The 25,047-nt window shown below is 56.3% G+C and carries 26 protein-coding genes; 20 read left to right on the top strand and 6 right to left on the bottom strand.

Translation table 11 applies throughout. The features are described from left to right. Positions 1-20 precede the first annotated feature (20 nt). The 10 genes from EBC_RS12445 to EBC_RS12400 all read left to right on the top strand — a co-directional run bounded on the left by EBC_RS12445 (position 21) and on the right by EBC_RS12400 (position 10,174). Entirely contained in the window at positions 21-1,310 is a 1,290-nt protein-coding gene (locus EBC_RS12445; protein ID WP_013202147.1) for an anaerobic sulfatase maturase, read from the top strand. Next, positions 1,307-2,299, top strand: a complete 993-nt coding sequence (locus tag EBC_RS12440; protein ID WP_013202146.1) for an AAA family ATPase — start codon at positions 1,307-1,309, stop codon at positions 2,297-2,299. Before EBC_RS12445 ends, EBC_RS12440 begins: the two co-directional genes overlap by 4 nt. After that, complete coding sequence (locus EBC_RS12435; protein WP_013202145.1) at positions 2,299-3,204, top strand: DUF58 domain-containing protein; 906 nt, start codon at positions 2,299-2,301, stop codon at positions 3,202-3,204. The genes EBC_RS12440 and EBC_RS12435 overlap by 1 nt, the downstream gene beginning before the upstream one ends. Then, positions 3,205-3,645: a DUF4381 family protein gene (locus tag EBC_RS12430; RefSeq protein ID WP_013202144.1), complete on the top strand. Its 441-nt coding sequence runs from the start codon at positions 3,205-3,207 to the stop codon at positions 3,643-3,645. After that, on the top strand, positions 3,638-4,615 hold the full coding sequence (locus tag EBC_RS12425; protein WP_013202143.1) for a VWA domain-containing protein: 978 nt from the start codon (positions 3,638-3,640) through the stop codon (positions 4,613-4,615). Before EBC_RS12430 ends, EBC_RS12425 begins: the two co-directional genes overlap by 8 nt. Continuing rightward, a complete protein-coding gene (locus EBC_RS12420; RefSeq protein WP_013202142.1) occupies positions 4,612-6,138 on the top strand; it encodes a vWA domain-containing protein in 1,527 nt (508 codons plus the stop codon). Before EBC_RS12425 ends, EBC_RS12420 begins: the two co-directional genes overlap by 4 nt. Beyond that, positions 6,135-7,151, top strand: a complete 1,017-nt coding sequence (locus tag EBC_RS12415) for a BatD family protein (RefSeq protein ID WP_013202141.1) — start codon at positions 6,135-6,137, stop codon at positions 7,149-7,151. Before EBC_RS12420 ends, EBC_RS12415 begins: the two co-directional genes overlap by 4 nt. Continuing rightward, positions 7,148-8,176, top strand: a complete 1,029-nt coding sequence (locus tag EBC_RS12410) for an HAD family hydrolase (RefSeq protein ID WP_013202140.1) — start codon at positions 7,148-7,150, stop codon at positions 8,174-8,176. Before EBC_RS12415 ends, EBC_RS12410 begins: the two co-directional genes overlap by 4 nt. Before the next feature lie 19 nt (positions 8,177-8,195). Further along, positions 8,196-8,489, top strand: coding sequence for a YicS family protein (locus EBC_RS12405; protein WP_013202139.1), 294 nt, complete (start codon positions 8,196-8,198; stop codon positions 8,487-8,489). An 83-nt stretch (positions 8,490-8,572) separates the two neighbouring features. Beyond that, positions 8,573-10,174, top strand: a complete 1,602-nt coding sequence (locus EBC_RS12400) for a mechanosensitive ion channel family protein (RefSeq protein WP_013202138.1) — start codon at positions 8,573-8,575, stop codon at positions 10,172-10,174. Positions 10,175-10,243: 69 nt separating this feature from the next. Here EBC_RS12400 and EBC_RS12395 read toward each other — a convergent pair whose 3' ends face one another. Beyond that, the gene (locus EBC_RS12395) at positions 10,244-11,380 is read right to left on the bottom strand and encodes a GGDEF domain-containing protein (protein ID WP_013202137.1); all 1,137 of its coding nucleotides are present in this window, start codon (positions 11,378-11,380) and stop codon (positions 10,244-10,246) included. Positions 11,381-11,634: 254 nt separating this feature from the next. Here EBC_RS12395 and EBC_RS12390 point away from each other — a divergent pair, with 254 nt between their 5' ends. From EBC_RS12390 to EBC_RS12355, 8 genes are all read left to right on the top strand, one after another. After that, positions 11,635-12,453: a PadR family transcriptional regulator gene (locus tag EBC_RS12390; RefSeq protein ID WP_013202136.1), complete on the top strand. Its 819-nt coding sequence runs from the start codon at positions 11,635-11,637 to the stop codon at positions 12,451-12,453. Between the two features lie 141 nt (positions 12,454-12,594). After that, on the top strand, positions 12,595-13,116 hold the full coding sequence (locus EBC_RS12385; RefSeq protein WP_013202135.1) for a DUF2778 domain-containing protein: 522 nt from the start codon (positions 12,595-12,597) through the stop codon (positions 13,114-13,116). A gap of 247 nt (positions 13,117-13,363) precedes the next feature. After that, on the top strand, positions 13,364-13,855 hold the full coding sequence (locus EBC_RS12380; protein WP_013202134.1) for an Hcp family type VI secretion system effector: 492 nt from the start codon (positions 13,364-13,366) through the stop codon (positions 13,853-13,855). 12 nt (positions 13,856-13,867) lie between these two features. Continuing rightward, positions 13,868-15,268, top strand: coding sequence for a M24 family metallopeptidase (locus EBC_RS12375; RefSeq protein ID WP_013202133.1), 1,401 nt, complete (start codon positions 13,868-13,870; stop codon positions 15,266-15,268). 174 nt (positions 15,269-15,442) lie between these two features. Then, the gene (locus EBC_RS12370; RefSeq protein WP_013202132.1) at positions 15,443-16,096 is read left to right on the top strand and encodes a DUF3313 domain-containing protein; all 654 of its coding nucleotides are present in this window, start codon (positions 15,443-15,445) and stop codon (positions 16,094-16,096) included. 17 nt (positions 16,097-16,113) lie between these two features. Beyond that, positions 16,114-17,208, top strand: a complete 1,095-nt coding sequence (locus tag EBC_RS24695; RefSeq protein WP_013202131.1) for a paraquat-inducible protein A — start codon at positions 16,114-16,116, stop codon at positions 17,206-17,208. After that, the gene (locus EBC_RS12360) at positions 17,205-18,815 is read left to right on the top strand and encodes a PqiB family protein (protein ID WP_013202130.1); all 1,611 of its coding nucleotides are present in this window, start codon (positions 17,205-17,207) and stop codon (positions 18,813-18,815) included. The genes EBC_RS24695 and EBC_RS12360 overlap by 4 nt, the downstream gene beginning before the upstream one ends. 11 nt (positions 18,816-18,826) lie before the next feature. Then, entirely contained in the window at positions 18,827-19,417 is a 591-nt protein-coding gene (locus EBC_RS12355) for a PqiC family protein (RefSeq protein WP_013202129.1), read from the top strand. On the opposite strand, the gene EBC_RS12350 is transcribed toward EBC_RS12355, so the two are convergent. Further along, complete coding sequence (locus tag EBC_RS12350) at positions 19,412-20,047, bottom strand: TetR/AcrR family transcriptional regulator (protein ID WP_013202128.1); 636 nt, start codon at positions 20,045-20,047, stop codon at positions 19,412-19,414. The two genes, EBC_RS12355 and EBC_RS12350, sit on opposite strands and share 6 nt — an antisense overlap. Before the next feature lie 101 nt (positions 20,048-20,148). Continuing rightward, a complete protein-coding gene (locus EBC_RS12345) occupies positions 20,149-21,066 on the bottom strand; it encodes a LysR family transcriptional regulator (protein ID WP_013202127.1) in 918 nt (305 codons plus the stop codon). A gap of 163 nt (positions 21,067-21,229) precedes the next feature. Here EBC_RS12345 and EBC_RS12340 point away from each other — a divergent pair, with 163 nt between their 5' ends. Continuing rightward, a complete protein-coding gene (locus EBC_RS12340) occupies positions 21,230-21,931 on the top strand; it encodes an SDR family NAD(P)-dependent oxidoreductase (protein WP_013202126.1) in 702 nt (233 codons plus the stop codon). 72 nt (positions 21,932-22,003) lie between these two features. Further along, positions 22,004-22,429, top strand: a complete 426-nt coding sequence (locus EBC_RS12335) for a GNAT family N-acetyltransferase (protein ID WP_013202125.1) — start codon at positions 22,004-22,006, stop codon at positions 22,427-22,429. Here the strand turns inward: EBC_RS12335 and EBC_RS12330 are convergent. The 3 genes from EBC_RS12330 to ahr form a co-directional block, all read right to left on the bottom strand. Further along, positions 22,426-23,382: a quinone oxidoreductase family protein gene (locus tag EBC_RS12330; RefSeq protein ID WP_013202124.1), complete on the bottom strand. Its 957-nt coding sequence runs from the start codon at positions 23,380-23,382 to the stop codon at positions 22,426-22,428. The two genes, EBC_RS12335 and EBC_RS12330, sit on opposite strands and share 4 nt — an antisense overlap. Before the next feature lie 132 nt (positions 23,383-23,514). Beyond that, positions 23,515-23,862: a VF530 family protein gene (locus EBC_RS26325; RefSeq protein ID WP_013202123.1), complete on the bottom strand. Its 348-nt coding sequence runs from the start codon at positions 23,860-23,862 to the stop codon at positions 23,515-23,517. Between the two features lie 157 nt (positions 23,863-24,019). Continuing rightward, entirely contained in the window at positions 24,020-25,036 is a 1,017-nt protein-coding gene (gene ahr, locus EBC_RS12320) for an NADPH-dependent aldehyde reductase Ahr (protein ID WP_013202122.1), read from the bottom strand. Positions 25,037-25,047 lie beyond the last annotated feature (11 nt).

Raw genomic sequence — 25,047 nt, 5'->3', positions numbered from 1 at the left:
CCCGGCTTCCGGAGGCTGAGATGAAATACAGTACCACTCTTCCTGCTAAGGCACTGCCCACGGCAGAAAAGTACGACGGTCGGGGCCCTGCATATAAGCGCCGTTTTCATGTCATGGCGAAACCCACGGGATCGCGATGCAATATCGACTGTAATTACTGTTTCTACCTGCATAAAGAGCAGTTGCTGAAGCAGGATCACAGCGGGATGAGCGATGAGGTGCTCGAGGCCTTTATCCGCGATTACATCGACAGTCAGGACGGCGAACAGGTAGTGTTTTCCTGGCAAGGCGGCGAGCCCACGCTGATGGGCCTGGCCTATTTTGAGAAAGTTGTTGCGCTGCAAAAGCGTTATCAGAAGCCCGGCCAGCGGATTGAAAACGATCTGCAAACCAACGGCATTCTGCTGAATGATAAGTGGGCCACATTTCTGAAGCGGCACCATTTTCTTGTGGGCCTGTCGATTGATGGTCCGGCCGAACTCCACGATCGTTACCGCGTGACGCGCAGCGGCAAACCGACCTTTGCCATGGTGATGAAAGGCGTCGAGGCGCTGAAGCGCCATCAGGTGCCGTTTAATGCCCTGGTCACCGTCAACCGCACCAATGCGAAGTTTCCGCTGGAGGTTTATCGCTTCCTGACGCGAGAACTGGGCGCGACCTATATCCAGTTTAATCCTTGCGTCGAGCCGGTGGACTTCAAAAGTACCGCACCGCAGTTCTGGCGTGATGACAGCATTCCGATCACCGGCACCCGTCGCGCCAAACCCGGAGACCTGGATTCCATCGTCACCGACTGGTCGGTCGATCCCGATGACTGGGGCAGCTTCCTGATTGCCGTCTTTGAAGAGTGGGTCAACAACGACCTGGGCCGCGTGCAGGTGAATCTGTTCGAAACCGCCGTCGCCCAGACCATGGGGATGCCCGCGCAGATCTGCATCACCTCCGAGTTTTGCGGTAAAGGGCTGGCCATCGAAAAAAATGGCGATATCTACTCCTGCGACCACTATGTCTACCCCGAATACCAGTTGGGCAATATCAAACAAACCAAACTGGCGCATCTGGCGTTTTCTGAACGGCAAAAAGCCTTCGGCTACGGTAAACGCGAAACCCTGCCGCAGGCCTGTAAAAGCTGCCCTTACCTGAAGCTGTGTTATGGCGAATGCCCGAAAAATCGTCTGGTGCGCAGTGAAGACGGCGAACTGGGCCTCAACTATCTCTGCCCGGGTATTAAAGCCTTTTTCAACTATTCACACCCGATGCTGGTGGGCCTTGCCACCCTTCTGCAACCTAAACCGGTGGAGCAGCTATGACTCAAAGGGAAAAAATGCTGGCACTGGAAACCGAGATGAATGCCCAGGTGCTCGGGCAGGAAGAGCTGGTCAGAATGTTGATTGTGGCCCTGCTCTGCGATGGCCATGTGCTGCTTGAGGGCCTGCCAGGCCTGGCAAAAACCCGTGCCGTGCGCGAACTGGCGAAACACCTCGAAGGCGATTTTTGCCGTATCCAGTTCACCCCCGATCTGTTGCCGTCGGACATTACCGGCAGCGAAATCTACCAGCAAAATGCCACGCGGGAAGAAGACCAGTTCCGCTTTCGTCCTGGTCCGGTGTTCGGCAACATTATTCTGGCGGATGAAATTAACCGCGCCTCAGCCCGCGTGCAGTCGGCGTTGCTGGAAGCGATGGAAGAGCGGCACGTCACCGTTGCCGGGAAAACCTGGCCACTGCCCGGCGTGTTTATGGTGCTGGCAACGCAAAACCCCATCGATCAGGAAGGCACCTGGCCGTTACCCGAAGCGCAGCTTGACCGCTTTCTGATGAAAATCCTCGTCAGCTATCCTTCGCAGGAAAACGAACAAAAGGTGATGCAACTGGTGCGGGCCGAGCAGCAGGCACAGTATCAGGCGGCCCGACCCGACGCTGTTGCCGCAGCGATCACCCGGCTAAGCCAGGCCGACATTGCCAGCTGCTGGCGGGAGATCGCCAGCGTTTACGTCGCGCCAACGGTCGAGAGTTACATCATTAACCTGGTCGAAATGACCCGACAGCCGGCCTCGGTCAGTGAAACCTTTGCCAGCTATATCGCCCTTGGGGTTAGCCCGCGCGGTACGCTGGCGCTGGATCGTTGCGGTCGCGCGCTGGCGTGGCTGGAAGGTCGCGATGCGGTGTTGCCCGAAGACATCAAGCGCATTGCGCCAGCGGTATTACGCCATCGCCTGCTATTGAGCTATCAGGCCAATGCGGATAACTGTAGCGCCGATCGGGCAGTACAAATGCTGCTTGATGCCGTGGTGGCATGATGAGCAGCCCTCTGGTGATCGATCGTGCCGCGCTGATGGCGCTGGCTGGCGAAGCCCGCAGGCTGAACAACCCGCCGGGACAGATGCCGCCCGGTGCAATGGCGGGTGAACGGGCGTCAAAACAGCAGGGTCGCGGCCTCAATTTTGACAGCCTGCGTCGCTATCAGCCGGGGGATGATGTCCGGCTGATTGACTGGCAGGCCACGGCCAGGCTGCGTTCGCCGTGGATACGCCTGTATAACGAAGAGCGTGAGCGCCCGGTGTTTCTGCTGGTCGATCAGCGTCTGGATATGTATTTCGCCACCCGCGGCCAGAGCAAATCGGTGGCTGCGGCGACGCTGGCCGGGCTGCTGGCCTGGCGCAGCTGGCATGACGGCGATCGCCTCGGGTGCCTGGTGTTTGACGATGAAACCTGCGCGCTGACTCCCTGCCGTTCGCCGAAAACCAGCCTGACCCCGCTACTGAGCCACCTTGAGAGTTATAACCAGCGGTTAGCGGAACAGTATCCGCAGGAAGTCATCGCAACGATGACCCTGGCGGGAAGCCTGGAACGGATCGCTGGCAGCGTGCCGACCGGCAGCTGGCTGGCAATTATCAGCGATTTCCACGACCAGGATGCCCACAGTGAAGCGCTGTTGGCAGGCCTGCGGCGTCGCTGTGAAATCAGCGCCTTTGTTACCCTCGACGACCTGCATCTGCGTTTACCGGCACAAGGCCAGCTGGCCGCCTGGTATCAGGATCGGCAAACCACCCTTTCGCTTTCGCCCGCCCTGCGCAGCCAAATTCAGGACAGCGTGACCACCCGGCTGGCAAACCAGAAGAACCGGTTGACGCGTCTGGGGATTAAGGTCAATCAGATTGTGGTCGGTGAGGATCTGCTGCCGCAACTACAAAAGGGGTTTTGAATGCTGGCGAAAGGATTTTCCGTGCCTGATTTGGCGCATCCCGCCCTGCCTGCGGCGATCCCATGGCTGCCCTTGCCGCCGGGCTGGATTGTGCTCGGCGCGTTACTGTCAGCAGCATTGCTGGTGTGGTTCTGCCTCCGCCTGTTGCGCTGGCGGCGGAACCGGTGGCGACGTGAAGCGCGACGCCATATCCGGCAGGAGCAAAATGCCGACGGCTGGCTGGCGGTGATCAAACGCATTTTGCTGGTGCACCATCCGCGCGACGACATCTCGACGCTGGACCGTCCAGAAGCCCTGCTCGCCCGTTTGCCGCTGGATGAACCTGACCGACAGCTGCTGATTGGCCGCTATTGTCAGCGGGATAACCGGCTGGAGCCGGATCAAAATGCACGTTTGCAACAGCAACTCTCCCGCTGGCTGGAGACGCTTCCTGATGTCTGACCTGCTGACCCACATTGATTTTGCCTGGCCGCTGGCCGGGATCCTGCTTCTGCTGCCGCTGGTCTTGCACTTTTTGCCGACAAAAGAACGGCAGCAGGAAGAGAAAGTCCGCGTGCCGTTTTTACCGGCGCTGGCGGGCGAGCTGAAGCTGCATACGCCAGCGGCGAAAATCCGCTGGCCGGACCGGCTGGTCTTCTGGTTGGTGTGGGCGCTGCTGGTGTGTGCGCTGGCCAGGCCGGAATACCTGATGCCGCCACAGCAAATCATCAAGCCGATGCGCAATATGGTGCTGATTCTGGACGTGTCCGGATCGATGGAGAAAAACGATGCGCAGGATGGCATCACCCGGCTGCAGGCGGTACAGCGATCGGTGCGTGCTTTTGTCGCCCAGCGCAAAACGGATCGCATTGGACTGGTTATTTTTGCCAGCAGCGCCTGGCCCTTTGCGCCCATCAGTGAGGATAAGCAGGCGTTGCTGGCGCGGATTAACCAGTTGGCCCCCGGCATGATTGGCCAACAAACCGCCATTGGCGATGCGCTGGGTGTGGCGGTCAAGTTGCTGGACAGCAGCCTGGATCGAGATGCCAGCAGGCTGGCGATCCTGCTGACCGATGGCAACGATACCGCGTCACAGCTCTCTCCGGCGCTGGCGGCACAGCTGGCAGCATCGCATCACGTTCAGGTGCATACCATCGCCTTTGGCGACATCAACAGCAGCGGAGAGGATAAAGTGGATACGGCGCTGTTAAAACAGATCGCCCAGCTGACCGGCGGCGAGGCCCTGCAGGCCAGCACATCCGGTAAGGCGCTGGACAGCGTCTGGCAGCAGATTGATGCGATGACGCCTTCGCAGGTCAGGACCACGGGATTCTCCTGGCACCTGCCGCTGTTTCACTGGCCGCTAATGGGAGCGATGTGTCTGCTGCTGGCGTTCACCGTGCTACGGCTTATCCGGGAGCGCAGAACATGACGGACTTTCTCTTTATCTATCCGTGGCGGCTGCTGGGGCTGCTGCTCTGCCCACTGCTGTGGTTTCTCGCCAGCGGTTCGCGCAGCGCCTGGCACCGCATTATGACCAAACCTTTTGCCCGCGCACTCATTCATGGCCAGCGCCGATCGCTGTTTCAGGTGCTGCCGTGGCTTTTCGCAGCGGGCTGTATTGCGCTGGCCGGGCCGAGCTGGCAAAAAGATCTGCCCGCCGGCATGACCTCGCAAACTCAGGTCATGGTGATCCTGCAACAGGACCTGGGCATGATGGCGCAGGATTTACCGCCTTCCCGTCATCAACGCATGCAGCCGAAAATTGAAGCGCTGATGAGCCGGCTTCCCGGCAGCCATATGGGCCTGGTGGTGTACAACGCGCAGGCATTTTTGACCACGCCCATGACCAACGACGGCGCATTTTTCCGGCTGTTTCTCGACGCGCAGCAGCCCACGCAGCTGCCCGAAGGGGAAGGTTCCGGATTACAGGCAGCCATTGCGCTGGCACTAAAAAACCTGCCTCAGTCGCCGACGGTGCCGCACAGCCTGCTGCTGGTGGCCGACAACCTCAGCGCGGAAGACGCGCGCTGGCTGGCGGAACAGAAACTGCCGTTGCAGGTATGGGTGCCCGGCACGGCTAAAGGCGGCGCGCTGCCGGAGGCGCTGGCAGCGCGAGGGATTGATACCCGCCTGAACGTGCCGCGTTTCGAACAGCTGCGCAATAACGGTATTCCGGTAACGCTGGCGACCGCTGACGATGACGACCTGCCCGCCATTCTGCAAAACATTCAGCAGTCCGTGGTGGCGCAGCAAAACTCCCGCAGCGATCTGCATTGGAAAAACAGTGGTTACCTGCTGATTATCCCAATGCTGTTATTGCTGCTGGTCTGGCGTCAGCAGATGATTTTACTGCTGCTGATCGCCGTCTCGCTGACCACCTTTACGCCACCAGCCGCCGCAGCCTGGACTGAGGCCTTTATCAGTCCGGATCAACAGGGGCAGCGGGCCTTCAACCGGGGTGATTATGCTGAGGCAGCAGCGCATTTCACCAATCCCCTGTGGCGCGGCATTGCCCTTTACAACGCCGGCGATTTCCCTGCGGCCACCAGCGCTTTTCTTCAGGCGCCAGCCACACCCGATACCCTGCTGTGGATCGGCAACAGCTACGCGCAGCAAAAGCAGTGGCAGCAGGCGCTGACCAGTTATGACCAGGCATTAAGCCTGCGGCCTGACTGGACGATGGCGAAAGATAACCGGGCGAAGATTGCGCACATCATCATGCAATTACGGCAAAAAGAGCGCGATCGTCAGGATTCTCAGCATAAGGAACAGGATGAAACGCCCGATGCGATCAAAAACGATCTGAAGAAAGATCAGGGCGTTAAGCAGCAGGATATGCAGGCCACGGCGGGCAACTCGCCGCAGGTTAATCAGTGGTACGACAATCTCAGCCTGTCACCCAGCGGCCTGCTGGAAAACCTCTACAACTCAGCGCCTGCGGAGGGGAAATGAGACGGTTTCTGCTGATACTTTTACTGTTTTCCGCGATGCCGCAGGCGGCAATGACGCTGACCCGCGAACTGGAAGCACCGGATCATCTGGTCCCCGGACAACCTGTGCGGGTGGCGATCACCTTCTGGACGGATAGCTGGTTTAATCCTCCGCCGGAATGGCCAGAAATGACGGTCGAAAATGGCATGCTGCTGACCACTTCGCTGCCCAACCAGCTGGTTTCACGGCGCGAGGGAAGTACCAGCTGGAGCGGCATCAAAATGGAGCGGCAGCTGATGGCCTGGGATGGCGGCATGCTGAGGCTGCCGGCGATGGATCTGACGCTAACTTCGGCCGGGCAACCGCCGCAAACGGTGACGCTGCCCGCGATAGAGAAACAGGTCAGCTGGCCAGCCGGCGTACAACAGCCGGATCGTTTTCTGCCGGCCAGCGCCCTCAGCCTGCAGCAGAAAATTCAGGTCTGGCGGGCCGACGGCGAACGGACGATTCATGTTGGTGACGTCATTGAACGGCAGGTAACGGTGCAGGCGCAGGCGGTGATCCCGGCGCAGATCCCGCAAATCCTGTTCGCCATTCCTGGCTCAGGTACGCAACGCCTGACGCCGGAAAACAGCCTGCTAACCGAGGGCCGCGGTGAGGTGATCGGCGCCCAGCGCACTGAACGCCTGCGCTATCTGCCCGCCACGGCCGGCACCCTGATCCTGCCCGAGATCAAGCTGCGCTGGTGGGACACCCGTAATCAGCAATGGCAGATTGCCTCGCTGCCACCAGCCTCCTATACCATCGCGCCCGCACGGGCGGCAGGCAGTGAAAACGTCCTGCGAGCTAAGGGCACGAGCTCCCTTTGGCCTGCCGTATCGATCGCTGTCGCGCTCATTTTGCTGGCGATTGTCGGCTGGTTTATGCGTCACGCGTTATGGCGCACGGGCCGTTTTGTTATTCAACGCGGGTTGCGGATCTGGCGCATTGTGCCGCTGCCCGACCTGGCAACGCTGAAAAGGAAGAAAACATGAAGAGTAAACTCTGTGCTCTGGCACTGTTATGCGGCGTGGGCGTGTGTCAGGCTGCCGCCGATCCGACGCTGTCGGCATGGAATGACACCGCCGCCAAAACGGCCATCGAACAGTGGGTTGGCCACGCCACCACGCCGGGCGATCCCGCCTTTATCCCGCAGAAGCAGCGCTACGTGGTGTTTGATAATGATGGCACCCTGTGGCCAGAAGCGCCGGTCACCTTCCAGCTGCAGTTTGCGCTGGATGAGCTGAAGCGGCTGGCACCGGCCCATCCTGAATGGCAAAGCGACCCGCTGATTTCTGCGGCGTTAAAGAACGACATCAAAACGCTGGCCGCGTCGGGCAGCAAAGGGCTGTTTAAGCTGGTCGCTCTGACCCACAGCAATATGACCACCGAAGAATTCACCCAACGGGTGACCGACTGGGTCAGCACGCAGAAACACGCACGCTTTGGTTGCGGTTACGATCGGCTGGGGTATTTACCGATGCGCCAGTTGCTGGATTATCTGCGGCAAAACGGCTTTAAAACCTGGATTATCTCCGGTGGCGGCGTGGATTTTATGCGTGTGCTGGCAGAGAAAATGTATGACATCCCGCCTGAGCAAGTGGTGGGTTCCTTTTCGTTATCTGAATTTTCCCTTACCGACAACGGCACCCAACTGCGCAAAACCATGAACGGTGCGTTCTATGATGATGCCGCCGCCAAGCCGGTGGCGATCCATCTGTTTATGGGCCATCGCCCGGTAGCCGCTTTTGGCAACAGCGATGGCGATGTGCCCATGTTGCAATACACTTCAGCTAATCCCGACGTGAAAACCTTTGGTTTGCTGGTACACCATACCGACAGCCAACGCGAATATGCCTACGATGCGCATCCGCCGGCCAGCGGAACCTTAGTGAACGGATTAACGCTGGCGGGAAAATACGGCTGGACGATTGTTGATATGAAAAAAGACTGGAAAACGGTGTTCGATCCCGCCTTGTGTCCGGGGAATGGCACCGTACTCACCACCACAACGCCCTAACTTCTGCAGGAGCAACAGCATGAACTTTCGCAAAACGATTCTGGCCGGTGTTTTATTTTCGCTGACGGCTTCCGCCGTGGCAGCACCGTACGACGACCTGGCTTATGCGCTGAGGCAGCAAAAAATCATCAATGACTTACGCAGCCATTGCCAGATTGATCCCGCTATTCCCGATGCAAAAATAAAATCCACGTTCCTGCACGATAAGCAGACCGAATCGCAGATCCTCGCCGTGGCCGCGGCGTTACGGAATAAAAACAACGACGCCTACGGCGAAGCTATCGACGACATAGAGTGCCCTGACATTAAATAGTGAATGAACACGGGAAGCCTGTCTGCGGCAGCAAACGCCGCGGTCAGGTGCGATTTTTTTCCGGATGTGCCAGAGGTTTGCCGATGATCAAACCCGCGATCTGCTGCCTGCTCTGGGGAATATTGCTGTCATTCCCTTTTCTTTCTCATAGCGCCGAGCCGCGCCAGTCGCCTTCTCCTCAGGAGATAGCCCGCACGCTGTTCTTACTTAATCAACCGGTGGTGATGCTTCAGGCGAAATTCGGCCTCACTACGCCCGAGGAGCGGGTAAGGCGCATTGTGAATACCGTGCGGGCTTTGAGCCAGGATGACCTGCGCCATCCGCTGGTCCTCACCCCGATCACCCGTTATCAACGCCAGGCGGTCTTGTTTAGCGTCAATAACAAGCCCCTTATGCTGCTGGCCGATAGCGATCTGGATGAAGGCGATGACCTGACGTTGCCGCAGGCCGCCACGAAAGTGGCACAACGATTACAGACGCTGCAACAGGCGATGATTGAGCAGTATTCACCGAAATACCTGCTGTTATCACTGGGCAAAAGCCTTGCCGGTTTGATAACGGTCATCGCCTTGTGTGTTGCGGCGGGCTATTCCATCAGGCCGGTGAAGCACTTCTTCGCTGAACGTCAGCAAAAGAACAAAAGCCTGATCCCCCGATCGTTACGGGGTTTTATCGGCGCTTTTGAACTGCGGTTATATTTATTACTGGTCACCCTTGTGTGCCTGCTGGCCTTCTATCTCTGGATCAGTTGGGTACTCAGGCTGTTCCCCTATACGCGCATCTGGGGCATGGAGCTGGGTGGCTACAGCGTGGGCATGGTGCAAAAAGCCGGGGTGATTCTCCTGTCTGCCCTGCCTGGGCTGTTTATCGTCTGCGTTATCTTTGTTCTGACCGGAATTATCCAGCGTCTGCTCAAACTGGTTTTGCAGCGGGTTGAAACCGGCAGCCTGCAGCTGCCGGGATTGCACCCGGATACCGTTGGCGTCACCCGTAAATTAATCAGCGTGATGATCTGGCTGTTTGCGCTGTCGATCGCCTATCCATTTCTGCCGGGTGCAAATTCACTGGCCTTCAAAGGGATCAGCGTGTTCTTTGGTTTAATGCTGACGCTGGGTTCCGCCGGGGTGATGAACCATGCGATGAGCGGACTGGTGTTGACCTATTCCCGCGCGCTGCGCCGGGGTGACATTATCCGGCTGGCGGATCATGAAGGCATGGTCAGTGAGGTGGGCATTTTGGCGACGAAAATCATCACCCGGGAAAATTATGAAGTGACGGTACCCAATGCCGTGGTGGTGAGCGGGAAAATTGTCAATCTGAGTACCCACGTCCAAAGCGGCGGCGTTAACATGACCACCGGCGTCACCATCGGTTACGACACGCCGTGGCGACAGGTACATGCAATGCTTGAGCTTGCCGCCAGCCGGACAAGCGGCATCGATGGCATGCAGCCGCCGGTGGTGCGCCAACTGGCGTTAATGGACTGGTATATCTCGTATGAATTGCAGGTGAGACTGCTGAAAGGCCAGTCGCTGGCCGCGGTCAGAAGTGAACTCAACGGCCATATACAGGACGTGTTCAGCGAATTTGCCGTGCAGATTATGTCGCCTAACTTTGTGAATCAGCCCGACGCGCCGGTCCTGGTGAAAGAAGCGGACTGGTACAGTGCGCCGGCAAAAAAATAACGGCGGGTAGCGATAGCGGAACAGCGGCCAACCTTCAGCGCTCACCCTGCTGACATGCGCTGCGTGCCCCTAACGGCACCAGCGGTTACGGCCCTGCTCCTTGGCACGATACAGTGCGGCATCGGCCTCGGCGAGGATCTGCGCCACGCCCTTACTGCCATCCGATGAGGCAATGCCCATACTCACCGTGACAGTGTCACTCACATCTGACCGTTCGTGCCGCAGATGCGCCTGTTGCAGGTTAGCCTGAATGCGTTCGGCAATCTGCTCTGCACCTTGTGGCGTTGCGCCAAACAGCATCACCACAAACTCTTCACCGCCATAACGCGCCACCAGATCCTCGGAGGTGCGTACCGCCGTTTTCAGCACCGCAGCCACTTCCGCCAGACAGACATCTCCGGCCTGATGACCATAATGGTCGTTGTAGCGTTTAAAATAATCGACATCGAGCATAATCAGCTCAAAGCTCGCCTGTCGGCTGACGGCATTGTGCAGATGATCTTCCAGCGCACGGCGGTTGGCGGTGCCGGTCAACACATCCTGGTGGGCCAGCGTATCCAGCCTGGAAATCAGCAGCTGATTTTCCTGAAAGCGCAGCCAGGCTTCATTAAACCAGCCCTGCAACATATAGCGGCCGTAAATCAGGATCAGCGTGAAGATCAGGCACACCGCTGAAAAACGCAGATTCAACCCGGCATTGACCTGCAGATTCCCCGCCACCGTGGCCAGCCAGATGGGCACCACAAACAGCAGCAGACCTGAAGGCCAGTAATAGAGGGCTGCCAGCGCGCTCATCATCAAGATCGAACTTAAGGGATAGGCAAGCGGCGTCTGCAACGCGGTGATAAAGCTGAAGCCGCTGGCGGCCCAGAGTCCGCTTTGCAGCAGCAACAGGAGCGAGAGTAAAGGCTTAATTGCTGGAGATGGCTTCGCCTTCAAAACGAAAGAGATGGCCAGCATGGCGACCGACACCAGCAGGGTCGCTAACATCAGCAGGTCGATCACCGTCAAAAGTTTGCCAGAGACAACCACTCCCGCATCAAAATTGCCAAACATGATGTTGCGCAGGTAAATCATCAGCGCAAAGCTGCCGTTCACAAAGGCGAACCAGCTCAGGCTTTTCGCTAAGGCATGGCTGACCATATGGCCACGGCTCTGCCACAAGGGAATGGAGGAAAGCGTGGTTTTACGCTGCTCGTTGATCACGACGTTGTTCCTTAACATGATAAAAATGAATCATTAAAGGAGTATGCGACGGATCCGGCTTTCCTGCCAATGGCGACATGAGAGCTGAGATCCACCCTTGCGCATTCCCCTTTTCACCCTCCCTGCCCTCAGACCGAAATGAACATAACGTGCGCAATGCCGATCGCTGCCTGTTGCTATTTACTATCGTAAGATATAAAACTAGCACTATCTTACGATACAGTCGTAAGATACCTTTCAATCTGGAGAACCCTATGTTTAAAGAAATGTTTAATGATCGCCGTGGCGGTCGCCACCATTCTCACTCCCAGTCTCAGGACCGTCGCAGTGATTGCTTCCAACAGGCCGAAAGTCGCGAAGAGGCGCTGGCGATGATGTTTGACCAGTGGCGTGAAGCGATGCGCAATGAGCGGATGCGCAGCCGCCATGAAGATCCCCGCAGCGGACATCACCACCACCATCGCGGGCGTCATGATGCGTCTGGTGAACGTCATTTCGATCGCCGTGGCGATCGTCATGATGGGCATCGCGGCGGACACCGTGGCGGCCGGGACGACGCCGGTCATCGCGATCGCCCTTCTTTCCTGCGTGGCCGTAAGTTTGGCGCGGACGAACTGCAGTTGCTGCTGCTGTCCCTGTTAAAAGTACAGGCCAGCTACGGTTATGAGCTGATTAAGATCCTGACCGACAAGAGCGGTGGTTTTTATACGCCAAGCCCAGGCGTAATTTATCCGGCGCTGACCTACCTTGAGGATGTGGGTTTTGTGACCGTTCAGCAGGAAGGCAACCGCAAACGCTATGCGATTAATGAGCAAGGCGAAGCGCATCTGAACGAAAACAAGGCGGTGGCTGATGCCCTGATTGCCAAGCTGGCCCTGTTTGCCAGCCAGAGTGATTCCGTCAGTCAGGCGATGTTCGAACACCGCCAGCCGTTTTCACCGGAGTTGACCCAGGCCATCCACGATTTGCGCAGCCAGCTGCATGCGTATCACGGCAGCGATGAAGACACGCAGCGCCAGGTTGCAGAGATTCTGCAGGCGACGCTGGTACAAATGCAGTCCGTTGGCCGTTAAGGCGACGCGCGGGGGGCATTTCCCCCGCACGTTATCAACTTAAGCCAAATTGATTTTCAATTTAAATTAATAAACGCTGGCCCCAAATAATAAACAAAGTTATCATCACACAATGTTATTACATGGAGTGTAGAAGAAGCGATGGCACTGAATGGAACTCTGATTCTGAACGGCGCGGATTACGTACCCTTTAACCTTTATGGTGTGGGCGTTTTTATGGCCTTTTCTGGCAAAGGCGCTTACATGAACAATGCCGCCTGCGGAGCAATTCCCAACGAAGGGCCTGTTCCACCAGGAAAATACTGGATAGTTGAGCGTGGTGGCGGTGGGTTAGGCTCGTGGCTTAAAGCCAAGTCTCAAGATATTTATAACAGCATTTATAATGGCGCTGAATTTGGTCGTGATGAATGGTTTGCATTGTTCAGGGATGACTTGACGATTGACGATCATACCTGGATAAATGGAGTTAAACGTGGATTATTCAGACTTCACCCCGGCCGTTCCTCTGAAGGATGCATTACATTAGTTCATAACTCTGATTATGCCTTGATTCGTGATGCATTACTTCAAACTGCACCAGTACAGGTTCCCTGCATGAAATCTCTTATGGCTCGGGGATTGATAGAGGTGATTGCCGGTGGCAATAAGAACTTTTGTCCGTAGAACAATCAAAGCAATCTTTTATTTCGGGGTGTCATTAATCACCGGAAGAGCGCTCGGCAGTCCTGAATTTTGGTTTGATCATGATTTAGCGACTAGGATTGCTAGACTTATCTATGGTGATGTAGAGATAGGAGCTGATAATTTTTACGATCTGTATTTTTATATCTCTGTCATCTCTGTATTTTCCATAACTACTGTAATTTATATTTTAACAATGAAGTTACTACGAAAAATAAGGAGAAGTTAAATGCCAATTCCACCTTATATGTGGCTAACCGATGATGGCGGCGCAGTAATTAAAGGCTCTGTCGATGTTCGTGATCGTGAAGGAAGCATTGAAATAATTGGATTAAGTCACGGCATAAACCTACCGGTAGACACTGCAGCAGGAAAAATTACAGGCACGCGACAGCACTCATCAATGCGTATTGAAAAGGATGTCGATAGCTCAACTCCCTATCTATACAAGGCAGCAGCTACCGGACAGTCATTAAAAAGTGCTGAAATCCGCTTCTATAACATCAATGATGCGGGGCAAGAGGTTTGCTACTATATGGTGCTTCTGGAAAATGTAAAAATCACCAGCGTTCACTGCTCAGTGCCCAATGTAAAACTTACGGGAAACGATAAAATGAACCACTCAGAAAGCGTCAGTATGCAGTATGAAAAAATTACCTGGCGCATTGTAGATGGCAATATCCAGTACACTGATGCATGGAATGAAAGAGCTACAGCATAATTGAGGTTGACGATGAATCAGTCCCCTGTCCGTTTTGAGCTTACGTCTGTCCCGCCACCAAAGACCTTCCCTGATGCAAAATCGCCGGCGATCGGCGATGAGGCGATGCGTCAGCGGCTGCAGAATATTCTCCTGGCCATGCAGCAGCATCGGCTTGATGCCATTGCAATTTATGCCGACAAAGAGCATGGCGGGAATTTTGAATACCTCGCCGGATTTATTCCGCGCTTTGAAGAAGCCTTGCTGATCCTCACGGCGCAGGGGGAACTGACTTACGTGATGGGTAATGAGAATCTGAAACTGGTTCCCTTTGCACGCAACGGCGGCAAATGCCTGCACGCACCGGCCTTTTCCCTGCCTAATCAACCGATGGATAACGACGCGCCGTTAGTGGATGTACTGCTGCAGGCAGGCCTCACCAGCGGAAGCCAGATCGGCGTGGTCGGCTGGAAGTTATTTACCAACCGGCTGCGCGACACCCGTTATACCTTCGACGTGCCGTCGTTTATTGTTGAAGCCATTATCGACGCCGCAGGCGAGCGGAAAAATGTGGTTAACGCCACCTCGCTGTTTATTTCCCCTGACGTTGGCGTGCGTCGGCTAAATACCGCCAGCGAAATCGCCTTTTATGAGTATGGCGCTAATCTGGCTTCAACCAACGTGCTGGCCGCGCTTGAGCAGATTGAACCCGGTAAAACCGAGAAGCAGATTGGCCAGCTATTAGCTGCGGATGGTCAGCCGAATAGCGTCATTACCATCGCCGCCACCGGCGACCGCTTTGCCAATGCGGGCTTATACCCCACGGATAAAGCGATTCAGGCCGGTGATAAGTTCTCGATGACCGTCGGCTTTAAGGGCGGGCTGACCAGTCGTTCCGCCTATGTGGTGGCGGCTGAAAATGAACTGCCTGCGGCAGTGGCGGATTATCTGCCGGCGTTAGCCATCCCCTACTATCGTGCGGTAACCCGCTGGCTGGAAGCCCTTCGCCCAGGCCTGACGGGCGGCGAGCTTTATCAGGTTGTTGAAGAAGCCATGCCGAAGGCGAAATGGCACTGGCATTTAAATCCGGGCCATCTGGTGGCGGATGAAGAGTGGCTCTGCTCGCCGGTCTACCCGGATTCGACGATCGCGCTTGAGAGCGGAATGATTTTTCAGATCGACATTATTCCGTCACTGCCTGGCTATGGCGGTTGCAGCATTGAAGATACCGTTGCGCTGGCTGATGCGGCGCTAAGAGAAGCACTGCAAACCCACTATCCGGATGTCTGGCAGCGGATGGAAACCCGCAAACGCTATCTGCGCGATGTGCTGAATATCACGGTATCAGAGGATGTCATCCTGCTTTCCAACACCGTCGGTTATCTGCGCCCTTTCCTGCTGGATAAGACTCGGGCGCTGGTCCGTCAACCCTGATCGCTCCGCCAGCCACATCCTCTGTGGCTGGCGTTAACCGCCTCCCTCACGTTAACACCACGCAACATCCTCTTGACACTTCCTCACAACCCATGCATAACTAAACCGTACAGTTCAGTTATAGACTGAGTTTATCCACTGACCTTTCTCTTTCCTTTATCCAGGGCCTAAAAAATGATCAGACTGTCGACTGTTGCCTTACTCACCGTAGCTGTTTTCCTGACCGGTTGTGCCGGCACGCCACCCGCCCGCTATGCCGGGATAGATTCCGCCTCGCGGCTGACACCCAATACGGGCGATGAAGCGGATCGCATCCCGTTTAAGTACAGCACGCAGGTGGACTGGAATCAGTACAGCACCATGATTGTTGAACCAGTGACGATTTATCAGGGTGCTGACAGCCAGTTTGGCGATATGTCGCCAGCCGATCGCCAACAGCTGGCGGCCTATATGAAGGAGAAATTCACCGCCAGTCTTCGCGCGCACTATCAGGAAACCACCGTGGTTGCGCCGAAAACGTTGCGGATAAAACTGACATTGACCGGAGCGGATACCACCACCCAGGTCGTGGGTACCTTCACCAAATTCGATCTTGCAGGCGGCCCGTACAATATTGTGCAGTCTGTTCGCGGTGGCCGGGGCATGTTCAGTGGTTATGTCGACTATGCGGTCGAAGTTTACGATGCGCAGAGCAATACATTACTGACTGCCTGGGTTGCCCGTCAGTTTCCGAATGCCATGAACATCTCCGCAACGATTGGCTCGCTTAGCGCGGCCAAAGTCGGCATCGACAAAGGGGCCGATGAATTAGCGAATACGCTGAAGTGATCCGCCAGGGTCGGCCCATGAACCCAGAATCAGAATTGGTGGTGTGCCCACAGTGCAACTACCTGCATCGCCTGTCTCCTCCGATTGGAAGTCAGGCGGCACTCTGTTGTCGCTGTCGTGCACCGCTGTGGCGAAAAGCAGGCCAGGCGCCATCGCTGTTACCCCTTGCTGTCGCGGCCGCGCTGGGCTGGCTGTTTGCCTGCCTGTTGCCCGTGATCAGCCTGAATTTTCAGGGCAGCTCAAAAGAGATGACGTTATGGCAAGCCGCCTGGCTGGGTCCGGGCGAGGCACACTCGCTGCTGCTGTCGGTGCTGTCGACTTTTTTGATCGTCGTCGCGCCGATGACGCAGATTTTGCTGATCGTCTGGCTGTCACTATTTGGTCAATTTCAGCGAAAAGCCCCGGGTTTTGCTGCAATTACCTCCCTGCTCAGAACCATCGCCCCCTGGAGCATGCCGCTGGTGGTTGCCGTGGGGTTTCTGGTGGTGGGCATCAAGCTATCCACATTGCTTCAGGTCAAACCCGGTGCCGGCGCATGGGCACTTGCGGCGTCTGCGCTGCTTTTCTTCCGGCTATCTGCACGGGATCTTCGTCCCTTCTGGGCAGCACCGTCGGTACCTGACCAGCATGGAGGCAACGGTCAGGCGTGGGCGCTGTTGATAGCCGCGATGATTTTTTACCTGCCCGCGAATGTGCTGCCGGTGATGTTTACCTCTTTTTTCGGCACCGGCAGCGAGAAAACCATCTTCGAGGGGATCATTGAGTTCTGGCGCAGCGGATCTCCGGGCATTGCGCTGCTGATCTTCCTGGCCAGTATGGTTATTCCTTTTATTAAATTTATCGCGTTGGCCCTGCTGCTGCTGACCAGCCAGCGCAAAAGCCAGTGGGCGCGACGCGAAAGAGACCGGTTGTATCGCTTCACCGAATGGGTCGGGTGTTGGTCGATGCTTGATGTCTTCGTGGTGGTGATTATCACCGGTCTGGTGCAATTTCCGGGCTTGAGTGAAGCCGAACCCCGGCCTGGGATTATCTATTTCGCGCTGGTGGTGATCCTGACGATGCTGTCGGCACAGCGTTTTCGTTCACAAAGTATCTGGGAAGTCACGCCATGAACGCACAGCCAACTGACGAGCCACTCTATCTGCGCAGCCAACCCTATCTGATTTGGCTGGTGCCCATGGTGGCTTTGGTGATCGGGATAACCCTGCTCATACAGTCTCATCTGGCCGCAGGGCCGCTGATCACCGTTGTCTTCACCAATGCTTCAGGACTGGAGGCGGGAAAAACCGTGGTGAAGTTCAAAGAGGTCAACGTCGGTGTGGTGGAGGCGGTTTCGCTAAGTTCTGACGATGCAAAGGTGCTGGTGCAGGTCAGACTGAATAAAAATGCAGAGAATTTAACCGCCGCAGACAGCCGTTTTTGGGTCGTCCGGCCGCGCGTGGCTATCAATGGCGTGAGCGGAATTGATACCTTGTTTTCCGGTGCCTATATCGGCGTGGATAAAGGCAAAGCCGCGCAACATGCCAGCGAATTTACCGGGCTTGAACAGCCGCCTTCGGTGATCAACGATACGCCCGGCAGTCAATTTCTGCTTAACACAGACGATCTGGGCTCGCTGGATGTGGGTTCGCCGGTCTACTTTCGCCGGGTGCAGGTTGGCCGCATTGCCTCCTACCATCTTCAGGAGGACGGGAAAGGCGTTCAGCTGCGAGTCTTTATTGACGCCCCTTACGATCGCCTGGTCACCGCCAATAGTCGGTTCTGGAACGTCAGCGGGCTGGATCTTTCCGTTGGCAGTAACGGTTTCCAGTTAAAGACACAAACGGTGGCCGCCATTATGGCCGGCGGCATCGCCTTTTACACGCCGGACAGTCAGCCATCAGCACCCGCTAATCCTGCCGCCATTTTCCCGCTGGCCGCCGATCAGGATAAAGCGATGGCGCCCGCAGATGGTCAGGAGATGACTTTTCGCCTTAGATTTGAACACTCGGTGCGTGGATTGGAGGTGGGCGCGCCGGTGGTGTTCGCCAGCGTCAGGATCGGCCGGGTCTCTGCCGTCTCGCTGGACTACGATCCCCACGGCTATCGTTTCCCCACGCTGGTCGATATTGAGGTCTATCCGGCCAGAATGGGCAACGTGCTCAATAAACTGCCTAAATCTTCAGGCGATCCGGCAATGGCGGCCGCTGTTTTCACCGAGGATCTGGTCGATCACGGGTTACGGGCGCAAGCCGTTGCCAGCAGCCTGTTAACCGGACAGCTGACCCTGACACTGGATTTTTTCCCCAAGGCGGCAAAGGTCCCGTTTGATCGCCATGCCCGGCCGTTAATGCTGCCAACGATCGGCGGCGGACTGGATGAAATTCAGCAACAGCTCGCCGATATCGTCGGTAAGGTCAATAAAATGCCGCTGGAATCGATCGGCAACCGGTTGGACAGCACGCTGTTCGAACTGAGCAAAACCCTGCGCATCGTCAATACACAAACCTTACCTGGCGCCAATTCGCTGCTGCTGTCGGTACAGAAAAGCAGTGACAACGTTCAGAACATAACTTCCGAAGATTCACCGCTGTTAATGGGGTTAGTGCAGACCCTGCAGGAATCGGCACGGGCGTTTAAAGCGATCAGAAATGTCAGCGACCAGCTGAGCCGCCATCCCGAATCGTTGATTCAGGGCCGCGCGGCCGATCGCCAGGCGAAGTCAGAAGGGAAACAGTAATGGAGGGTCGAGTGAGATATTTACTGCCCGGAATATGCCTGCTGCTGGCGGCATGTACGTCGCCTGATAGTCACTATCACACCTTAATGAGCAGCACGCCTTCCGCCGCTTATCGGAGCCATTTTGATATCAGTGTTTTGCCGGTTATCGTGCCGGCACAGCTCGATATGCAGCAGGTGGTGATCAGAGAGAACAGCAGCGGCGCGGCGATACTTGAAAACGAGCGCTGGTTAAGCCCGCTGGCTGATGAGTTTACCACCGCCCTGTCCGCTCAACTGGCGGAGCGACTGGCAACGCAGGATATTGCCGGGTTGGCGAATCAGCCGAACAGGCCCGTGGTCACCGTGAAGGTAAAAGTGCGCCGTTTTGACAGCTGGCCAGGAAACAAAATCCACCTGCAGGCTGACTGGATACTGACGCTGAAACCTGAAAACCGTCAGGCCCTGTGTCACAGCGATTTATCACAAGCGGTAAGGGGTGACGTTTCAGCGCTGTTCCCGGCGTGGCAAACCCTGCTCAACCGGCTCAGTGAACAGATTGCAGCGACCGCAATCACCTTGTCGACGCAAACAGCATCCTGTCCGGCACAGGGAAACTTATGACTGGCGACCCGCCTGCCCAGCCAGGGTGCCGTACAGGAAGACGTTCACGCCCCTGGTTACCATCAGTGCGATCTGCCCTGAGGTGAATTGGGGAATTTCCCGCTGCAGCATGAAACCGTCTATCTCGGCTTTCATTAACGACGTGAATTGCTGGGCTCGCAGCATCGGATCGGCTTCACTCAGCTCACCTTTCCGCATGGCTTCAGACATCACTTGGCCAAGCGTGCCCATACTTTCGCGAATGCCGGCATCGAGGAAAAGGTTGCCGATATCAGAATGCCCCGCTTCACCGACCACCACGCGGTAAATTTGCATCGCCTGATTGTCACCGCCCAGCACCTTCAACATCCCTTCCCCAAACTGAATAAGCCGTTGTTCCAGGTTCTGGCCAACGTTTTCTTCTGCCACCAGTTGCAACGCGGCTTCAGTCAGAAAGCGGGTGCTGTGATGGCGGACCACCGTTTCAAAAAGCGCTTCTTTCGAAGCGAAATAGTTATACAGCGTGGCTTTGGAACCGCCGGCTCGTTTTGCTACTTCATTCATTGAGGCGCGTTCGTAGCCCACATCCTGGAAAAGTTGGGAAGCCGCGACAATGATTGCCTGACGTTTTTCCTCTGTCAGTGTTCTCATAATTATTCCTTAAAAACGGGTTGAGCCTTGATGCGATGACGATCGGAACCGCATTATTAATTACTGAACCGTACGGTTTATTATACGCAGTATGCCACAGCTCAGGACGATAGCGTATTTTGCGGCCGACAGACGCTCAGCAGCAGTTGGCGCAGCCAGCGATGTGCGGCATCCGCATCCAGCCTGGGATGCCACATTTGTGAAACGGTGATCTCTGCCGTTTTCACCGGCAGCGCAAAGGCAACCAGTCGCCCCGACAGCATGGTGTTGTTCAGGCAGGAAGCGGGCACCAGCGCCACCAGATCGGACGCTTCAGCTACCGCCAGCGCGGCAGAAAAGCCCGGCACCACTGCCGCAATTTTCCGCTGCAGGCCGGACTCGGCCAGCACGTCATCTACCGGACCCCGTAGCTTCCCACGGCGTGACGCGATCACATGGCTGAAAGAGACATAACGCGCTTTGCTGACAGGGGTTTCTGCCGCCAGCGGATGCCCTTTTCTGACCACGCCAACAAAACGATCGCGGAACAGCGCCTGCAACCGCACTTCCGGCCCCATCTCACCCAGTACGCCGATCTCAATATCAATCAGCCCTTCCCTGAGCGGTTCGGCACTTTTTTCCGGCTTGGGCGCAAACCGCAGACACACGCCGGGCGCAACGGCAGCGGCGGCTGCAATCAATGCCGCACCGAACGTTTCCACAAAACCGTCATTGGTACGCAGCGTAAAGGTTCGCTCCAGGGTGGCTAACTGCAAGGTGTTGGTGGAAGGTCGCAGCAGCGATCGGGCATCGGAAACCGCGTGATGGGTGCGTTCGCGCAGGCCGTCGGCATAGGGTGTCAGCACCATTTTTCGTCCGGCACGCACCAGTAACGGATCGCCGGTTACCGCACGCAGCCGGCTCAGGGTGCGGCTCATCGCCGAAGCACTTAAGCCAAGCCGACGCGCAGCGCCAGCCACACTGATTTCAGCCAGCAGCACATCTAACGCAATCAGTAAGTTCAGATCGGGATCAGTCATGCCCTATCCTGGCATGCAACAGAAACGGTGGGAAGGCGTTTGATGCAGGTTATTACTGCAAATGCTGCGTCTTCCGCCCGGTCTGTCACGGGTCTATATTTCTCTCAGTGACGCAAACGTCTTCGCTTCCCTGACCGGAAGCCTTATTCAGAGGAACAGCATAATGCCTTTATCACATGCCAAAACCGTGCTGATCGTCGGCGCTTCTCGCGGGCTGGGATTCGCGCTGGTCGAAGAGTATCTGCAGCGCGGCTGCAAGGTGGTTGCCACCGGCCGCAGCGCTTCCACCGAAAAACTGGAGATGCTCGCAGAGCAGTTCCCGCATGCGCTTGAAGTGGAAACCGTCGACATCACCGTGCCGGACGAGGTTCAGGATCTGCACTCACGCCTCAGTGAACATCGCTTTGAGATGCTGTTTGTTAATGCGGGGGTGAAAAACAAGGACGGAGAAACCATCGCCGATGTGTCCACCGAGGAGTTTATTCGCGTGATGATCACCAATGCCCTCAGCCCGATGCGCTTTATCGAAGCGTTTCAGGATTTGGTGGAGCAAAACGGAACCCTGGCGGTGATGTCTTCCGGCCAGGGCAGCCTGACCAATAACACCAACGGCAATTACGAACTCTATCGCGGCAGCAAGGCGGCGTTGAATATGTTTATGCGCAGTTTTGCCGCGCGCCACAGTGATGACAGCAAAACGCTGCTGTTGATGGCGCCAGGCTGGGTACGTACCGATATGGGCGGTGCCGGCGCGCGGTTAACCATCGGTGAAAGCATTCCGTCACTGGTCAATACCATGGCGGAATATGAAGGCCGCCGCGGGCTGCACTATCTGGATTATCAGGGAAAGGTGGTGCCATGGTAAGGCGCGGATCATTGATCTGGAGAGGGGTTATTGTGTTATAACGCCTTAAAATCAGAGCAAAAAGGGACCGCAATGAAACTGACCGTCAGCCATAAAATTACCGATAAAGATCGTGAAGAATTGCTGGATGGGCTTCGTGCATATAACCGCCAATTTTTCAGTAACAGCCAGTGGCATGAGGTGGGGATTTACCGCCACGACAGTGAAGGCAAGATGACCGGCGGGCTTATTGCCACCAAAAGAGGTCCCTGGCTGTGCATTGATTATCTGTGGGTTAGCGAAAGCAGCAGAGGCTCTGGATTAGGCAGTGAACTGATGCAAGCGGCAGAGCAGGAAGCCCTGACGCTGGGCTGCCTGCATGTTCAGGTCGATACGATGAGCTTCCAGGCGCTGCCGTTTTACCAGAAACTCGGCTATGCGCTGAAAATGTCTCTGCCGGATTTCCCCGAGCGAGGCATGCAGAGACATTATCTGACCAAAGAGGATCTGGCTGACTAAAGGGTCATCACCACGCGGCCAATGCGGCCGCGCTCTTCTGCACGGCGATGGGCTTCGGCCACATCGGCGAAGGCGAAGGTGGCGTCAATCGGCACGTTCAGTTCGCCGCTAAGCGCCTGGTTGAGCAGTTCCTCAATCAGTTTACGCGGTTCCGGCTCACCCATAATTGGGCCAAGCAGGCAGCCAATCACCGTTTGACGGCGCATCAGCAATTGTCCGGCATCGATTTGCGTTTTGCGGCCACCGAATACACCAACCAATACCGCCCGTCCGCCTTCGTTCAATGCCTGAAGCGCATCATTTAATACATCGCCGCCGACGTTATCGATAATCAGATCGACGCCCTTGCCGTCCAGCAGTGCGCGAACCTGCTCATGGGCGGTTTTATCGGCGGTGACGATGGCGTCAGACAGGCCATATTCGCGCAGTTTTTCCAGGCTTTCCGCACGGGTGCCGGTGCCAATCACGCGCGCGCCCTTCTTCGCTGCCAGTTGCACTGCCGCCACGCCCACGCCACCGCTGGCACCTAACACCAGCACGGTCTGACCGGCCTTGAGCGCGCCCAGTTCCAGAACCCATGCCGCCGTTCCGGCACTGACCGGGATAGTCGCCGCCACGCCCAAATCCAGTCCATGCGGCACCACAAAACAGTTGCCCGCCGGAACAGCGCGCAACTCAGCGTGGGAGCCTTTCCACGAGAAGGTCGTGACCTTTTGACCCAGGCTAAATCCGCTGACGTCTTTACCGATTTGTACGATTTCACCGGCGGCGGAATAGCCGATCACCGCATGGTCTTCCTGAGGAAATTCGCGGCGATTTACCAGATCACCCCCCTCAATGCTGATCGCTTCAACCCGAATCAACAGTTCATTATCCGCAGGAACCGGATCGGCAACGTCCGCAATATGGAGGACTTCAGGTTTGCCAGGTGAGGTGTAGATTGCAGCTTTCATGGGTAATCCTTTCGTTATTCGTCATAAACCAGCGCTGACCGTCAGGTCGTTGCCATGATGAATGAAAGAGTATCAGCCATAAATGCCTGCTCACTTGCCCGAACATGCCTTAAGCGCTAAGAAGCCTCTGATTTACTGGTCTTTCTTTTTCCAGTTCGCCCAGGGATCTTCGGTGAGGATGTCTGGCTCGTGCGTCGCGCTGTGATCGGGCACCGGCGCAGATTGCGGCACTGCTGTGGCGCGGGTGGTCGCGGCAGATTTGTCGTTCAGCGAGGCAAGGTACAAATCCTCCACTTCCTTACGTGCCCACGGCGTGCGGCGCAGGAATTTCAGGCTGGATTTGACGCTCGGGTCGCTTTTGAAGCAGTTGATGTTGATGCGGTTGGCCAACTCGGCCCAACCAAAGCGATCCACTAAAGCGAGAACGACGGCTTCAAGGGTTACGCCATGCATTGGGTCATTTGAAGAGTGAGTGGTCATGGTATGTCCTGATCCGGGTGAGAATGGCGGACAACATACTGAATGCTGCGCGGGAGTGCAATAACACTGATTATAGCGGGTGAATGCCCGGCTTCAGACAATAAAAAACCAGCGCACAGTGCGCTGGTTAACAATGTCAGGAACTTTTATGCGCGAATCAGAAATCCGCTTTCAGAACCACACGGAAATTCGCTTTACCGGCGCGGACATGATCCAGCGCGTCGTTGATTTTCGACATTGGGAAGAACTCGACCTGTGGGGCGATGTTGGCACGGGATGCCAGCTTCATCAGAGAGCGCAGCTGGCCCGGAGAACCGGTAGAAGAACCCGTTACCGCTTTGTCGCCCATAATCAGGTCGAACGCGCTGACCTGGAACGGCTTCATCACTGCACCCACGGTATGGAATTTACCCTGTGGCGCCAGCGCGTCAAAGTACGGTTTCCAGTCGAGGTCGACAGCCACGGTGCTGAGGATCAGATCGAAACGTCCGGCCTGCGCTTTCAGGGCTTCAGGATCGCGGCTGTTCACCACTTCATCTGCGCCCATATCCAGAATCGACTGCTTTTTGCCTGGCGTTGAGCTGAATGCCACCACTTCCGCGCCCATTGCACGCAGGATTTTGATGGCGATGTGGCCCAGACCACCAATCCCAATCACCGCGACGCGGCTCATGGCGTTGATGTTGCTCATCAGCAGCGGTTTGAACACCGTAATACCGCCACACAGCAGCGGACCGGCGCTGGCCACGTCCAGGCTTTCCGGAAGCGGGATCACCCACTGCCAGTCTGCACGCAGTTTTTCAGCAAAACCGCCGTGATTCAGGATGGTCGGCGTTGAACCATTTTCACAGTTAACCTGCTCACCCTTGATACAGGAATCGCAGTGCTGACAGCTTTTCGCCGTCCAGCCAATGCCGACACGCTGACCGACTTTCAGGCCTTTGCCCGCAGCCGCTTCGCCCAGTGCCGAAACGCGACCAATCACTTCATGGCCGGCAATGGTCGGGTAGCTGGAGATGCCCCACTCATTATCAATCATCGACAGGTCAGAATGGCAGACGCCGCAGTATTCAACCTCCACTTCCACTTCTTCTGTACTCAGTGCACCTGCTTCGTATTCGTACAGTTCAAGGGCCTGTCCGGCTTGCATAGCTGCGTAGCTTTTAATTTTCACTCTTCACCTCG

It is taken from the genome of Erwinia billingiae Eb661, assembly GCF_000196615.1.
Taxonomy (GTDB): domain Bacteria; phylum Pseudomonadota; class Gammaproteobacteria; order Enterobacterales; family Enterobacteriaceae; genus Erwinia; species Erwinia billingiae.
Note: the sequence above shows the minus strand (reverse complement) of the source record. Positions and strands in the feature narration are given on the sequence as shown.